This window comes from Microbacterium sp. JAI119 (assembly GCF_013410135.1).
Lineage (GTDB): Bacteria > Actinomycetota > Actinomycetes > Actinomycetales > Microbacteriaceae > Microbacterium > Microbacterium oxydans.
The window spans coordinates 217,022-231,970 of sequence record NZ_JACCCK010000002.1 but is presented as its reverse complement, the minus strand read 5'-3'; the positions used below and the strand labels follow the sequence as shown (position 1 = coordinate 231,970).

The 14,949-nt window shown below is 69.8% G+C and carries 13 protein-coding genes; 9 read left to right on the top strand and 4 right to left on the bottom strand.

All coding sequences use genetic code 11. The annotated features are described in order from the left end of the window. The first annotated feature begins 57 nt into the window (after positions 1–57). Positions 58–1,437 carry an MFS transporter gene (locus HDC31_RS11930; protein ID WP_046748849.1) on the top strand — a complete coding sequence of 460 codons (1,380 nt, stop codon included), beginning with the start codon at positions 58–60 and terminating at the stop codon, positions 1,435–1,437. A gap of 114 nt (positions 1,438–1,551) precedes the next feature. On the opposite strand, the gene HDC31_RS11925 is transcribed toward HDC31_RS11930, so the two are convergent. Beyond that, on the bottom strand, positions 1,552–2,259 hold the full coding sequence (locus HDC31_RS11925; RefSeq protein WP_058632496.1) for an IclR family transcriptional regulator: 708 nt from the start codon (positions 2,257–2,259) through the stop codon (positions 1,552–1,554). A gap of 189 nt (positions 2,260–2,448) precedes the next feature. Here HDC31_RS11925 and HDC31_RS11920 point away from each other — a divergent pair, with 189 nt between their 5' ends. The 6 genes from HDC31_RS11920 (at position 2,449) to HDC31_RS11895 (ending at position 8,465) form a co-directional block, all read left to right on the top strand. Further along, complete coding sequence (locus HDC31_RS11920; protein WP_113680321.1) at positions 2,449–4,320, top strand: FAD-dependent monooxygenase; 1,872 nt, start codon at positions 2,449–2,451, stop codon at positions 4,318–4,320. 87 nt (positions 4,321–4,407) lie between these two features. Beyond that, positions 4,408–5,382 (top strand): ABC transporter ATP-binding protein, encoded by a 975-nt coding sequence (locus HDC31_RS11915; protein WP_179516138.1) that lies wholly within the window; start codon positions 4,408–4,410, stop codon positions 5,380–5,382. A gap of 1 nt (position 5,383) precedes the next feature. Then, on the top strand, positions 5,384–6,139 hold the full coding sequence (locus tag HDC31_RS11910; RefSeq protein ID WP_058632493.1) for an ABC transporter permease: 756 nt from the start codon (positions 5,384–5,386) through the stop codon (positions 6,137–6,139). A gap of 28 nt (positions 6,140–6,167) precedes the next feature. Then, the gene (locus tag HDC31_RS11905; RefSeq protein ID WP_061017889.1) at positions 6,168–7,289 is read left to right on the top strand and encodes a sensor histidine kinase; all 1,122 of its coding nucleotides are present in this window, start codon (positions 6,168–6,170) and stop codon (positions 7,287–7,289) included. Then, positions 7,283–7,912, top strand: a complete 630-nt coding sequence (locus tag HDC31_RS11900; RefSeq protein WP_061017891.1) for a response regulator transcription factor — start codon at positions 7,283–7,285, stop codon at positions 7,910–7,912. The genes HDC31_RS11905 and HDC31_RS11900 overlap by 7 nt, the downstream gene beginning before the upstream one ends. Before the next feature lie 178 nt (positions 7,913–8,090). Continuing rightward, positions 8,091–8,465, top strand: coding sequence for a VOC family protein (locus tag HDC31_RS11895; RefSeq protein ID WP_058632490.1), 375 nt, complete (start codon positions 8,091–8,093; stop codon positions 8,463–8,465). Positions 8,466–8,494: 29 nt separating this feature from the next. On the opposite strand, the gene HDC31_RS11890 is transcribed toward HDC31_RS11895, so the two are convergent. Further along, the gene (locus HDC31_RS11890; protein WP_061017892.1) at positions 8,495–8,887 is read right to left on the bottom strand and encodes a VOC family protein; all 393 of its coding nucleotides are present in this window, start codon (positions 8,885–8,887) and stop codon (positions 8,495–8,497) included. 93 nt (positions 8,888–8,980) lie between these two features. Here HDC31_RS11890 and HDC31_RS11885 point away from each other — a divergent pair, with 93 nt between their 5' ends. Beyond that, positions 8,981–10,921 carry an endonuclease/exonuclease/phosphatase family protein gene (locus HDC31_RS11885; RefSeq protein WP_179516137.1) on the top strand — a complete coding sequence of 647 codons (1,941 nt, stop codon included), beginning with the start codon at positions 8,981–8,983 and terminating at the stop codon, positions 10,919–10,921. A gap of 89 nt (positions 10,922–11,010) precedes the next feature. On the opposite strand, the gene HDC31_RS11880 is transcribed toward HDC31_RS11885, so the two are convergent. Further along, a complete protein-coding gene (locus HDC31_RS11880) occupies positions 11,011–12,660 on the bottom strand; it encodes a thiamine pyrophosphate-binding protein (RefSeq protein ID WP_046748857.1) in 1,650 nt (549 codons plus the stop codon). A 163-nt stretch (positions 12,661–12,823) separates the two neighbouring features. Between HDC31_RS11880 and HDC31_RS11875 the strand changes: the two genes are divergently transcribed. Further along, a complete protein-coding gene (locus HDC31_RS11875; RefSeq protein WP_046748858.1) occupies positions 12,824–13,333 on the top strand; it encodes a phosphoribosyltransferase in 510 nt (169 codons plus the stop codon). A gap of 43 nt (positions 13,334–13,376) precedes the next feature. Here the strand turns inward: HDC31_RS11875 and HDC31_RS11870 are convergent, their stop codons facing one another. After that, positions 13,377–14,900 (bottom strand): ATP-dependent DNA ligase, encoded by a 1,524-nt coding sequence (locus HDC31_RS11870; RefSeq protein WP_113680091.1) that lies wholly within the window; start codon positions 14,898–14,900, stop codon positions 13,377–13,379. Between the last annotated feature and the right edge of the window lie 49 nt (positions 14,901–14,949).

Below are 14,949 nucleotides of genomic sequence, written 5' to 3'. Positions count from 1 at the left end.
CGGATTCACGTCCGCCGCGCGCCGTGACAATGCGGTCACAACCAAAGGAGACACCCCATGAGCGGGCAGTCACAGGCTGGGTTCACGCCCACCGGAACCATCGCGACAGCGGCTGATCGGCGCCGTGTCGTGTTCGCCACCGTCGTCGGCACCACCGTCGAGTGGTACGACTTCTTCATCTACGCCACGGCGGTCGGGCTCGTCTTCGGGCAGCTCTTCTTCGCCCCGCTCGGCGAGAACAGCGCCCTGATCGGCTTCGCCACGGTCGGCGTCAGCTTCCTGTTCCGCCCCCTCGGCGCCTTCCTCGCCGGTCACTACGGTGACAAGCTCGGACGCAAGACCGTGCTGATGTGGACGCTGATCCTGATGGGCGCGGCCACTGCCCTCATCGGCATCCTCCCCACCTACGAGACCATCGGGCTGATGGCGCCGATCCTGCTGGTGCTGCTGCGCATCGTGCAGGGCATCTCGGCGGGCGGCGAGTGGGGCGGCGCGGTGCTGATGGCCGTCGAGCATGCTCCCCGCAAGAAGCGCGGCATCTTCGGCGCATCGCCGCAGATCGGAGTGCCGCTCGGTCTGCTGCTCGCCTCGGGCGTGATGGCGCTCATGACGGTGATCGCCCCCGGCGACCAGTTCCTCGCGTGGGGCTGGCGCGTGCCGTTCCTGCTGAGCGTCGTGCTGATCCTCGTCGGCTACTACGTGCGTCGCAAGGTCGAGGAGAGCCCCGTGTTCACCGAGCTCGCGGCCCGCAAGGAGAAGGCCAGGATGCCGATCGCGCAGCTGTTCCGCAAGCACCTGCTGCTCGTGATCGTCGCCGCGTTCGTCTTCGCCGGCAACAACGCGGTCGGCTACATGACCACCGGTGGCTACATCCAGGGGTACGCCACGGACCCCGCAGGTCCCATCGGCCTCGAGCGCGGCCCCGTGCTCTGGGCTGTCGCCGGGTCTGCGGTCACCTGGCTGCTCACCACCCTCCTCGCGGGGTGGCTCTCCGACCGCATCGGCCGCCGCACCACGTACATCGTCGGCTGGGTGCTGCAGCTGGTGGGTGTGTTCACGCTGTTCCCGCTGGTCAACACCGGCGAGATCGGGCTGCTGTTCACCGGACTCGCGATCCTCACGATCGGCCTCGGATTCACCTACGGCCCGCAGGCGGCGCTGTATGCCGAGCTGTTCCCCGCGAGCATCCGCTTCTCCGGTGTCTCGATCTCGTACGCGATCGGTGCCATCGCCGGCGGCGCGTTCGCCCCGACGATCGCGACGGCCATCGTGAAGGCGACCGGCTCGACGGGCGCCGTCACCTGGTACCTGGCCGGCATGACCGTGCTGGGCCTCGTCGCGACCCTGCTGCTGCGCGACCGCTCGGGCATCCCGCTCGGACCGGATCACGAGGAGGAGCAGTCCGTCAGCCCGATCTACGGACTCGCGAAGGCCTGAGCCGCGCCGCTCGTCGACCTGCTCCCGTCGCGCTCCCTGTCATCTGCCCTACGGCGACCGACCGGAAGCGCGGCGGGAGTGTTCGTCTGTGCGCGGTCTCGGCGGAGCCGGACGTCAGCCGTCGAGAGCGTCGCGGATGTCCGATGCTGCACGCTGGAGCCGTGCGGCGATCTCGGCGTCGTCGAGGTCTGTGGACACGTGCACCACGGCGATCGCGGCGGGGCGCTGTCCGCGCAGGGCGAGGGGGACGGCGACGGCCTGCACCGTGGGGATGACCTCGTCGTGGCTCGTCGCATAGCCGCGGATGCGGGTCGACTCCACATCGCCGGCGAGGGTCGGCGGCACGACGTCCGGCCATTCATCCTCGGGGAGCAGCGACAGGATGGCCTTGCCGGGTGCGCCGACCGTGACCGGGTGACGGGCGCCAGGGCGCTGGGCGACGCTCGCGACTGCATGTCGGGGCTCGACGCTCGCGAGGGTGATGCACTCCTCGCCGTCCAGCACGCCGAGGAAGCAGGTCATGCCGAGCTCGTTGGCGATGGCCGTGAGCTCGGGGAGCGCCTCGGCCTGGAGGTCGTGCGCGACGCCGGCGGCGAGTGCGGCCATCCGGGCGCCGAGGCTCACGGCCCCTGCGGCGTCGCGCGTGACGAGACCGTGGTCCTCCAGCGTGCGCAGCAGTCGATAGGCGATCGAGCGGTGCACGCCGAGGCGGGACGCGAGCTCGTCGATCGACAGGGGCGTGCGGGCATCGGCCAGCACCTCGAGGATCCGGATGCCGCGGCTCAGAGTCTGCGAAGCGGGAGAGGTGGTGCTGCCGGGCATGGGGGCACTCCCTTGCGATGACGGACGGCGCGGTTTAGGCTGTGTTCAATAGTAGAACTCTCTGTTCGAATATAGAACACGCCTGTTCTTCGCGCAAGAGCTCCTCACACACGACCCGAAGCGTATGACCCGACGCGCTTGACCCGACGCGCTTGACCCGACGAAGACGTCCGGAAGGAATCGACGACGATGCAGTTCCACCACCACGGCTATGTGTCCGCTGACCCGCGTGTGCAGGACGCCGCCGGCATCGGCTCAGCCCGCCCCACCGACCTCCCTGACGAGATCGACGTGCTCATCGTCGGATCGGGGCCTGCAGGAATGCTGCTGGCCGCCCAGATGGCGCAGTACCCCGAGATCTCCACCCGCATCATCGAGAAGCGCGACGGCCGCCTCCCGCTCGGCCAGGCCGACGGCATCCAGCCGCGCAGCGTCGAGACGTTCCAGGCGTTCGGGTTCGCCGAGCGGATCATCGCCGAGGCCTACAACATCGGCTGGATGAACTTCTGGGGCCCGAACCCCGACAAGCGCGACGAGATCGTCCGCACCTCCCGGACGGCCGACTACGCCTACGACATCTGCGAGTTTCCGCACCTCATCATGAACCAGGCGCGCGTGCTCGACTACTTCGCCGAAGCCGCGGCCAACGGCCCGGGGCGGATCGTGCCCGACTACGGGATCGAGTTCACCGGGCTCACGGTCCACGACGAGGGGGAGTACCCGGTCGAGGTGGGGATCCGCTACGTCGCCGGTGAGCGCGCGGGCGAAGAACGCACGATCCACGCGAAGTTCGTCGCCGGGTGCGACGGCGCACGCAGCGGTGTGCGACAGGCCATCGGCCGCACGCATGTCGGCGCCTCCGCCGCGCATGCCTGGGGTGTGATGGACGTGCTCGTGAACACCGACTTCCCGGACTGGCGCACCAAGTGCGCCATCAACTCGGAGGCGGGCAACATCCTGCACATCCCGCGCGAGGGCGGATACCTCTCGCGCATGTACATCGACCTCGGCGAGGTCGCGGAGGACGACGACCACCGGGTGCGCCAGACGCCCATCGAGGAGATCATCCGTCGCGCCAACGCGATCCTGCACCCGTACACGCTCGACGTGCGCGAAGTGGCCTGGCACAGCGTGTACGAGGTCGGCCACCGCGTGACCGACGGCTTCGACGACGTCATCGACGGCTCCGGACGCACACCCCGCGTGTTCCTCACCGGCGACGCCTGCCACACGCACAGCGCCAAGGCCGGGCAGGGCATGAACGTCTCCATGCAGGACGGCTTCAACCTCGGATGGAAGCTCGGGTCTGTGCTCACGGGCCGCGCTCCCGAGGCGCTCCTGGCCACGTACGGCGCCGAGCGACGCCCCGTCGCCCAGCAGCTGATCGACTTCGACCGCGAATGGTCGAGCCTGATGGCCCGCAAGCCCGAGGAGATCTCCGACCCCAACGAACTGGCCACGTACTACCTCGCAACGGCCGAGTTCCCGTCCGGGTTCATGACGCAGTACACCTCCTCGATGATCACGGGGACCGCCGCGCACCAGGCGCTGGCGCCCGGCTACCCGCTGGGCAAGCGGTTCAAGTCGGCCGAGGTCGTGCGCGTCGGCGACGGCAATGTGGTGCACCTCGGACACCACGCGAAGGCCGACGGGCGCTGGCGCGTGTACGCGTTCGGCGACCGCACCGGCGAGGCGCTCGCCGCCTGGGCGGAGCAGGCCGCTCCGCTGTTCGCGCGCTTCACTCCGACGGATGCCGACGTGGATGCGATCTTCGACGTCAAGGCCGTCTACCAGCAGCCCTTCGAGGAGGTCGAGGTCACCTCGGCACCCGAGCTGTTCCAGCCGAAGACCGGCCCGCTCGGACTCACCGACTGGGAGAAGGTCTACGCGGCGGGCCCCAGCAAGTGGACGGAGACCGACATCTTCGCAGCGCGTGAGCTTTCGCGCGACGGTGTGGTGGTCGTGGTGCGCCCCGACCAGTACGTGGCGGCGATCCTGCCGCTGGACGACACGGCAGAGCTCTCCGAATTCCTCGAGGGGGCGCTGCTCCCGGCACGATGAGCCGAGGGTCTCGACATGACACGTGTCACGTCGAGGAGATGACACCGCCCTCCGGACTCCTCGTCGGCATCGGACGAGGCTGGAGGCATGGACGACACCTCTAGGGACGGATCGGCGACGCGGGTCATCGCGCGACCGGCTTCCGCTGCCCCGATCGATGACCCCGTGGTGCTGGAGCTCAGCGCCGTGAGACGACACTTCGGCGCAGGGGAGCGCCGTGTGCAGGCCGTGGACGGGGTCGACCTGTCCATCCGGCGGGGCGAGGTCGTGGCACTGCTGGGACCGAACGGGGCAGGCAAGACGACCACGCTCGACATGCTGCTGGGCCTCACCGAACCGAGCAGCGGCACCGTCCGCGTGCTCGGGGTGACTCCGGATCGTGCGACCTCCAGCGGTGCGATCGGCGCCGTGCTGCAGACGGGCGGATTGCTGGGCGACCTCACCGTCGGGGAGACCGTGCGCCTCATCGCCTCCCTCTACGGAGACGAGGCGCGGGGGAGGGTCGACGAGGTCATGGCGCGCGCCGACCTCACCGCTCTCGCCCGCCGACGGGTGTCGAAGTGCTCGGGTGGCGAGCAGCAGCGCGTGAAGTTCGCGCTCGCGATGATCTCCGACCCCGACATCCTGGTGCTCGACGAGCCGACGGCGGGGATGGACGTCACGGCCCGCCGCCACTTCTGGGACGTGATGCGTGCGGATGCCGACGCCGGCCGCACGATCGTCTTCGCCACCCACTACCTCGAAGAGGCGGAGCAGTTCGCTCGGCGGACCGTCGTGATGCATCGCGGAACGGTCGTCGCCGACGCCCCCACCGCGCTGCTGCGCGCCAGCCTCGGGGAGCGGACGGTGTCCGCCACGGTCGACGACGACCCGACGGCGCTCGTCGCGACGCTGACGTCGACGGAGGGGATCGCGGCTGTGCGTGTGGACGGTGATCGTCTCAGCCTGCGCGCGGCGGACTCCGATGCGGCAGCGCGGATCCTCCTCGCCGGCGGCGCGCACGACCTCGAGATCGCCGCCCCCACCCTCGAAACCGCCTTCACGGCTCTGACGGAGAACTGACATGCTCGTCTCACCCACCATGCTGCGCATCGAAGGCGTCCGCCAGCTGCGCAACCCCTACACTCTCGCGTTCACCCTGGCGATGCCCGTCGCGATGTACCTGCTGTTCGGTGCCGGGATGGGATACGGCTCGCTCTCTGCCGGCCACGGGAACGTCTCGTTCTACGTCATGACCTCGATGGCCGCGTACGGCACCGCTGTCGCGATGAGCTCGCTCACCTCCCTCGCGGCGACCGAGGCGAAGCAGGGGTGGGGACGGCAGCTCGCGATGACCCCGCTCACCACCGCGGGGTATGCGCTGACCAAACTGCTCACTGCCGTGTCCTTCGCCGCGCTCGCCCTGGTCGCGGTGTTCGTGGCAGGGATGATGACCGGTGCTCAGGCCGAGGACGCCTGGCGGTGGGTCGCGACGGCGGGCATCATCCTCGGGATCGGTCTCATGTACGGGCTGTTCGGCCTCGGCGTCGGACTGTTCTTCAGCTCGGACTCGGCCGCGGCGCTCGCTTCCATCTCGATGACGTTCTTCGCGTTCTTCGGCAACGTGTTCATGCCTCTCGACGGCGTGATGCTCGACATCGCCCGGTTCACCCCGCTGTACGGCTTCGTGGCGCTGAGCCGCTGGCCCCTCACCGACGGGGTGCTCACGACGGGGCAGACCGATCCGCTGTGGATGCTGTTCCTCAACGTGGCTGTCTGGCTCGTCCTCTTCGCGCTCCTCGTCGCGATGGGAATGAAGCGCTCGCGGGCGCGGCAGTAGTGGCACGCGGCGACACTAGGTTGGACGGATGACCCCGCACGAGAAGCGCACGACGAGCCGCGCCACGGGAAAGGACCCGTGGGCGCGGTTCGGCTGGCTGATGGCGGTGGTCTGGCTGGTGTTCCTCGTCTACCCCGTGATCGCCCTGCTCGGTTCCGAGGCGCCCCTCGCCTGGGTGGTCGGGGGATGGGTCGCTCTGGTGACGTTCGTCGTGCTGTACGTCACCGGGTTCATGCACGGCATGCGCGGGGGTGGCGGGCTGGGGCGCACCCCCTCGAAGCGGCAGTGGGCCACGTTCGCCGCGCTCATCGTCTGCGCATTGGTCTCGGTGCCGGCCGAAGGCGGATCGGCGCTCAGCTTCCTGCCTTTCATCATGTCGTTCGCGTCCTACGGCCTGACGCGCGTATGGCACTGGATCACGACCATCGCGGCGGTCGCCGTGACGGCGCTCTGCGTGTTCCTGCTCCCGGGCGGGCTGAGCTACCTGTCGGTGCTCGCGATCGTCGCGCTGCTCGGTGTGGTCAACACGGTGTCGACGTGGCTCATCCTGCGTTCGGCCGAGGCGGAGCGGCTCGGTCTGGAACTCGCGACCAGCGAGGGACGTGAAGCCGTGGCCCGCGATGTGCACGATCTGATCGGGCATTCGCTGACGGTGGTGGGTCTCAAAGCGCAGCTGGTGCGGAGACTCATGGACTCCGACCCGGAACGCGCCAGGGCCGAGCTCGCAGACATCGAGCGGTTGACGGCCGAGGCGATCGCCGGAGTGCGCTCGACGGTCGCGGGCGCGCGGGCGACCACCCTGATCGAGCAGCTCGCTTCCTCGCGGGATTCGCTCCGCGCGGCGGACATCGAGCTGCGGGTCGAGGGGGAGCCGGAGGCGCTGTCGCCGGTGCAGGCCATCACGGCGAGCTGGATCCTCCGCGAGGCGACGACCAACGTCCTGCGGCATTCGGGTGCCCGCACCGTGCGGGTCATCCTGTGGCCGGGACGGCTCGCCGTGGAGGACGACGGAGTGGGCATCGGCGCGGGCATCGCCACCGCAGAGGGCAACGGCATCCGCGGCATGCGGGAGCGCGCGGCGGCTGCGGGGGCGGCGTTCGCCCTCGGCTCGACCGAGAAGGACGGAACCCGCGTGGAGGTGACATGGTGACGGCGCCTGACGATGGGTCCATCCGATTGCTGATCGCCGACGATCAGGCGCTCGTGCGTGGTGCGCTCGGTGCGCTGCTCGACCTCGAGCCCGACCTGACCGTGGTCGGCATGGCCTCGGACGGCGCGGAGGCAGTGCGGCTCGCTGAGGAGCTGCACCCCGACGTGTGCCTGATGGACATCCAGATGCCGGGCATGGACGGTGTGGAGGCGACGCGGCGGATCAGACAGGTGAGCACGAGGACGCGCGTCCTCGTGGTGACCACCTTCGCACGCCCGGGCTATCTGCGCTCCGCATTGGACTCCGGGGCGAGCGGATTCATCGTGAAGGACACTCCCGCCGAGACGCTCGCCGACGCCGTCCGCCGCGTGCATTCGGGTTTGCGGGTGCTGGATCCGCAGCTCGCCGCCGACGGCCTGTTCGACGGAGCGAATCCGCTGAGCGACCGGGAACGCCAGGTGCTGCGACTCGCCGCCGACGGACGCTCGGCGGCCGCCATCGCCGCCGAGGTGTTCCTGTCGGCCGGCACCGTGCGCAACCACCTGTCCGCTGCCATCGGCAAGACCGGTGCGGCCAATCGTGCGCAGGCGGTGCGCATCGCGCTCGACAAGGGGTGGATCTGACGCCGAGGCTCGCGGCGGCTCCACATCGCGTCTCGGTGTCCTTGCGGTCTCGGCGTCCATGCACGATCGGCGACTGTGCACGATCGGCGACTGTGCAGTGTCGGTGTCTCTGCGGTGTCGGTGGCCCCGCGTACCGTGGGTGCCGACGGGCGACGGAGCCCGACAGGAGGAGTGCGTGATGGACTGGAAGATCGAACTCATCTTCGTGCCGGTCACCGATGTGGACCGGTCCAAGGAGTTCTACGAGAGGATCGGATTCACCCCCGATCACGACCAGACGCCCGTCGATGGGCTGCGCTTCGTGCAGATGACGCCGCCGGGGTCCGCCTGCTCGATCGCGTTCGGCACCGGGCTGGGCATCGAGCTCGAGCCGGGACAGCAGAACTCGATCCAGGTCGTCGTCCCCGATGCCGACGAGGCGCTCGCGCACCTGCAGGGGCTCGGCGTCGAGGCCCGTGGCGTCCAGGACCTCGACTGGGGACGGTTCGTGTCGTTCGACGATCCCGACGGGAACACCTGGACGCTGCAGGAGCTGCCCGACTACGGCGCCTAGGGGTCCGGCACGGCAGCAGGCCGGCTCGGCTACGACGGATCCGCGACCACTTCGATCTTGAAGCCGGAGGCGTTCTCGAACCAGCCCGCGTAGTGCTGGTCGCCGCCGGCGTGCGGGTAGCGCTCCGCATACAGTGGTCGCCAGCCGTGGCGCTCGGCCTCGGCCATCAGCGCATCCACCGCGGTGCGATCACCGCCCTGGAATGCCAGATGGTTGAGGCCGGCGCGTCGACGGTCGTGCGCGGAGCTCGACAGGTTCGGAGACATCGTGAGCGTGAGATAGCTGCCCCCTGCGGCCCACGACTCGCCGCCGCTCCATTCGCTCGTCAGGGAGAACCCCACGCGCTCGAGGATCCACCGCCACTGCGCGCGCACATCATCGAGGTCGGCGATCCACAGCTCGACGTGATGGAGACCAGGCATCGTCCGATTCTGCCATTCACCTCACGGTCACGGTCCGGTCATCCGGCGGCCGTAGCTTTCGATGCGCCACGTCGTCGAAAGGACCTTCTCGTCATGACCTCCGCCACTCGGCCGAAGCGGGGGCTCCTCGCCCTGCTCGGCACCGGCATCGTTCTCGCCGGTCTCCTCGTCGTTCCCGCCGCTCAGGCGGCGGAAGGGATGCTCACGCTGGACACGCCCCGCATCGGGGTCGACGAGACGGTCACGTTCTCGTTCGACGCCGGCTCGGCGGTCCACGATCGCAACTGGATCGGGATCTATCGTGACGGCGCGGTGCCCGGCGGTCCGGCATCCCTCGACTGGCGATACGTCGCAGACCAGACCGGCCAGGTCACGTGGAACGCCTCGCGTCGGGACGGCTGGACCCGCAACTCGGCGACGATGGGGGCGGGCGAGTACGACGTCTACCTCCTCGAAGACGACGGCTACACGGTGCTGGCCGGGCCGATCGATCTCACCGTCACGGACGAGGAGGCGCAGCCGGTCGCCCCGGCCGCCCCGAAGCCCGAGGTCGGAGGGAAGAGCGGCCTGAACGTGCTCACCTTCAACGTCTGGCACGGGGGCACCCAGGTGGCCGACGGTGCGCGTCAGATCGCCGATGTCATCACGCAGACCGACGCCGACGTGACGTTCCTCCCCGAAGTGGGTCAGGCGCCCGCTCAGGTCGCCGCACTGCTCGGCTACCAGCACCTCACGGCGACCGACACCGGGATCGTCTCGCGCTACCCGATCGTCTCCACCGACACGATCGGCCGCTGGTGGTCGAAGGCGGTTCTCGACGTGAACGGATCGGAGGTCGTGGTGTACGGCGGCCACCTGGAGTACCGCTGGTACACCACGTACCTCCCGCGCGGCTACGGCGGGGAGATCCACGGCGACTGGCCGGCCGGGTGGAACACCTGGAACAAGCTCGACGCCCCGGTGACCGACGTCGAGGCCATCCTGGCGGCGAACGCGCAGTCGGGCCGACCGGCCGCCGCTGCCGAGCTGCTCGCCGACATCGCCGCAGAGCGCACGACTGGACGGATCGCCATCGTGGGCGGCGACTTCAACGAGCCGCCGTCGCAGGACTGGACCGCGGCGACAGCCGAGCTGTTCGACCACAACGGCGTCGTCGTTCCCTGGCAGACGACGCAGACGCTGCTCGACGGGGGACTGGTCGATGCCTTCCGCACCGTGCATCCCGATCCCGCGGCGAACCCGGGCTTCACGTGGCCGTCGGACAATCCTCTGTTCCCCACGTCATCTCTGACCTGGGCTCCCGACGCCGATGAGCGCGACCGCATCGATTACGTCTTCGCCACGCCGGACGAGCGACTGTCGATCGACGGAGCGAGCGTGGTGGGACCGCAGTCGACGATCGTGCGCAATCAGCGTGTCGTCGACGACAGTGCCGATGAGATCCTGACGCCGGATGCCGTCTGGCCCTCCGACCACAAGGCGGTGCTGGCGAACTTCACCGTCTGCGGCGGCGGGTGCACGACGCCTGAGCCCGAGCAGCCGACCGTGACGCTCGCTTCGGCATCGGTCGCCGCGGGCGATGCGATCACGATCTCCGGCGCCGGCTTCCCCGCCGCCACAGCGCTGCGGATCGAGCTGCGTTCGACGCCGGTTCCGCTCGGTGCCGTGACGACGGACGCGACCGGCGGGTTCCGCGTGACCGTGACCGTTCCGGCCGCTACGAAACCCGGCACCCACAGCATCGTGCTCATCGACCCGGACGGCGTGGAGACGACGGCGGCGATCGCCGTCACGGTTGCGCCCGGTGGCACACCTCCCGGCGGCGGTACCCCAGGCGGAGGCACTCCCGGTGGCGCTCCGGGTGGTGTTCCCGCCGACGGCTCGGGGAACGCGGGTTCCGGCCCCGGCACGACGAGCAACGGCGACCTCGCCGCGACAGGAGCCGACAGCGCGCCGTTCCTCCTCGCCGGGGTGCTGCTGCTGGCAGTCGGAGCGGGCCTCGGCATCGCGCGCAGGCGCCGGCGTCTCGGGTGATCGACTGAACGACGCTCGGGTGCGACGAGGGGATCGGCACGACGTTCGCGTCGTGCCGACCCCCTCGCGTTGCCGACTGTCCCGCGGCGTCAGGAGTTCACGCGGATGATCTCCTGCTGGTACGGCGCGATCACATCGCCCGAGACGCGCAGATCGAGAAGCAGGAAGGGCCGTGAGGACGGGTCCTCCTCGACCCAGTTGGCGAGACGGTCGAGATCGGAGAGCGTGCGCACCACGACGCCCTCCGCGCCGACGGCCGCACCGAACGCGGCGAAATCGACCTCAGGGATGCGCATGGGTCCTTCCGCCAGTCCCTTGAGACCGTAGAGGTTGACTTCGGCTCCGTAGGCCGCGTCGTTCCAGACCACCGCCATGCCGCGTCCTCCCGCCGCCCGGACGGCCGACTCCAGATCAGCGATGGCCATCAGCCCGCCGCCGTCGCCGGAGGTGAGTACCACGGTGGACTCGCGGCGCGCGAGAGCGGCCCCGACGACGCTCGGCCAACCGAGCCCGATCGACTGGAACGCGGTGCCGACCATCATCATGCGGTCGGGGGCGGCGACCGGCCAGTACATGTTCGCCCACCCGATGAAGTGCCCACCGTCCGACACCACGACGCGGTCTTCCGGCAGCAGCTCGGCGATGCGACGAGCGGCGGAGCGCGGGTCGAGACGCCCGTCGGGGGCGAGGTCGTCGCCGCGGTCGTAGGTGCGTGCGGCCGCCACGTCCACGCTCTCGCGCCAGGAGTGCGCCGAGCCGGCGTCTCCTATCCGCGCCACGAGCTCTTCCGCGGCGAGACGGGCGTCCGCACGGACGAAGCCTCCGACGTGGGCGTGCGTCGCCGCCGCCGCGATGTCGATCTGGAAGACCCGGGTCCCCGGCGCGAACAGGTCGCCGAAACGCATCGTGAACTGGTTCAAGCCCGCTCCGAAGACGACGGCGACGTCTGCAGATCGCACGAGCTCCATCGCTCCGTCCGCCCCGAAGCCACCGGTCACACCGAGGTCGTACCTGGTGTCGGGGAACACTCCGCGGCCCAAAGCGGAAGAGGCGGTGAGAGCGCCGGTGGCCGCGGCCAGCTCTCCCAGCGCGGTGCTCGCACCGGACAGCCACGCGCCGCGACCGGCGAGCAGGAACGGGCGCTCTGCCCCGGCCAGGGCGGTGGCGATCTCGTCGAGCATCGCATCGGCGAATTCGCCGCGAGGGGCGAGCGGGGCCGGGATCCGGGGTGAGGGAGCATCCGGCACCTCACCTGCTTCGAGCGCTGCGACGTCATAGGGGATCGCGAGGACGACGGGCACCCGGTACGTGAGGGCGTGCTCGATCGCGATGACCGTGGTGGCGGCGGCGTCGGCCCGTCCGACCGTATAGGTGCGGGCGCCGACCGCCGAGGCGAGGGCGATCTGGTCGACGTCCCACGGGCGGGGGCCGGACGTGGGCTCATCGCCGACGACCAGCACCAGAGGCACCCGCGCCTGCACGGCCTCGGCGAGGGCGGTCAGCGTGTTCGTGAAGCCGGCTCCGTACGTCGAGGTGCCTGCGGCGATGCGACCCGAGGTGCGGAAGTGGGCGTCGGCTGCGACCACAGCACCCTGCTCGTGACGGACGGCGGTGAACACCGCATCCGTCTGCGTCTCGATCGCGTCGAGGAAGTAGGCGTTGCCGTTGCCCATCACTCCGAAGACGGCATCGATGTGCTGGGCGAGGGTGAGGGCGACATGGGCGGACACGGAGGGCATGGGAAAGCCTTTCGAGACAGGGACGGAGGAACTGCGGGATCCGTATGTGTCTCGCCTCCGCGTCTTCGCGAAGTGCTTCGTGCCTCTTTTTCAGGCACCGGCCTGGCCGGACCAGCTCAGTCTATCGGCGAGCGAGCCCGCAGAGATGCGGGAGAATGCAGGAATGACTGATGCGGAGATCGAGCGCGAGACACTCACCTGGGACGGCTTCGGGGAGGCGACGCGCGATCTGGCACGAAGCATCCTGGACAGCGGCTTCATGCCGGAGGTCGTCGTCGCCATCGCCCGGGGCGGCCTGCTCCCGGCAGGGGCGATCGCCTACGGGCTGGGCGCGAAGAACTGCGGCGCCATCAACGTCGAGTTCTACACCGGCATCGGCACGGTGCTCGACGCGCCCGAGGTGCTGCCTCCCGAGCTCGACATGGCGTACCTCGATGGCCGCCGCGTGCTGCTGGTCGACGACGTCGCCGACTCCGGACGCACGCTCGCCCTGGCCGTGCAGCTGCTGAAGGACAAGGGCGCCGATGTGCGGTCGGTCACGATCTACACCAAGCCCTCCACGATCATCCAGCCCGACTTCGCATGGAAGGACACCGACCTCTGGATCAACTTCCCGTGGTCGTTCCGCGGCACCGTGCGGGAAGAGGACCTGGGACTCGCCCCGTCGGCCTGAATGCCGTCGGCCTCAACGCGGTCCGCCTGACTCGCGTGGTTCGTCAGCCGCGCAGCAGGGAGCGCAGCGTCTGGATCGTGTCGGCTTCGGCCGGCGACTTGTCGGGCCGGTAGCCCTTCACCCGGGCGAAACGCAGCGCGACACCTCCCGGATACCGCGGAGAGCGCTGCACGCCGTCGATGGCGATCTCGACCACGACATCGGGGCGCAGGAACACGGTCGACGCCGTGCGGTGGGTCTCATGCTCGGGGAACTCCTCGGTCTGCCAGCGCAGCAGCTCGTCGGTGAGGCCCTTGAAGGTCTTGCCCACCATGACGAATTCCCCGGGGTCGCCGAACTCGCCGTCGGGGTCGCGCGCACCCAGGTGCAGGTTCGACAGCCATCCCCGGCGGCGGCCCGAACCCCACTCCGCGCCGAGTACGACGAGATCGAAGGTCAGCACGGGCTTGACCTTGACCCAGGACTTGCCCCGACGGCCGGCGGCGTAGGGGGCGTCGAGACCCTTGACCACCACGCCTTCATGGCCGGCGGCGAGGGCTTCGTGCGACAGCTGCTCCGCGGCATCCGGGTCGTCGGTCACGATGCCGGGCATCCGCCAGTCGCCGGCCACGCGCTCGAGCTCGGCGAGGCGGATCGAGAGCGGCTCGTCGATCAGGTCGCGTCCGTCCACGTGCAGCACGTCGAAGAACCATGGCCGCAGCACCAGTTCGCGGGAGGCATCGGCACCGAACCTCGACATCGTCTCCTGGAAGGGCCTGGGCCCACCGTCTTCATCGAGCGACAGCGTCTCGCCGTCGAGGATGACATCGTCCACGGGGAGAGCGCGCACGATCTCGACGAGTTCCGGTACGCGGTGGGTGATGTCGGCCAGGCTCCGCGTGTAGACGCCGACGTCGTCGCCGTGACGGTGCACCTGGATGCGAGCACCGTCGAGCTTGTACTCCACCGACGCCGTGCCGGTGATCTCGAGTGCAGCCGATGGCGTCGCCGCGGTGGAGGCGAGCATGGGAAGGACAGGGCGACCGACTTCGAGGCCGACCGCGTCCAGCGCGTCTGCGTCTTCGGTGAGGGCGACACGAGCGGTCTCGCCGAGATCGCCGGAGAGCATGGCGGCGCGGCGCACGAGGGAGAGTGGCCGGTCGGACGCTCTCGCGACCGCGTCGAGAAGGACGCCGGACAATGCCCCGGTGCGAAGCTCGCCGAGCATGGCGCGGACGAGGAAGTCCCACTCGGCGGCCGTCGCTCGCGAGCCGAGCTCGCCGAGGATCCCGGTGCGGGCTGCCGCGGAGCCTGATCCGGAGGCGGCGGCGAGGGCGGTGAGCGAGGCATCGACGTCGCTCACCGTGAGGGTGGGATCTTCCGCATGCGTGATCTCGATGGCGGCGAGTCCCCGCCAACCGACGCCGAGCCGTCCCTGGCGCGGAGCGGCCAGCAGGAGCCCCATGACGGCTGGGAGCTCGTCCGCTGCGGAACGCGCCAGCAGCCGTGCGAGGGCATCGATCTTCGTGAGGCGGGACGCCGTGGCGGAGACCTCTTCTGCCGTGGAGACGACCTCGGAGAGCATCATCTCCGTATTGTCGCATCGGCCTCCGACGCTGGAGACGACGCTGCCGAGA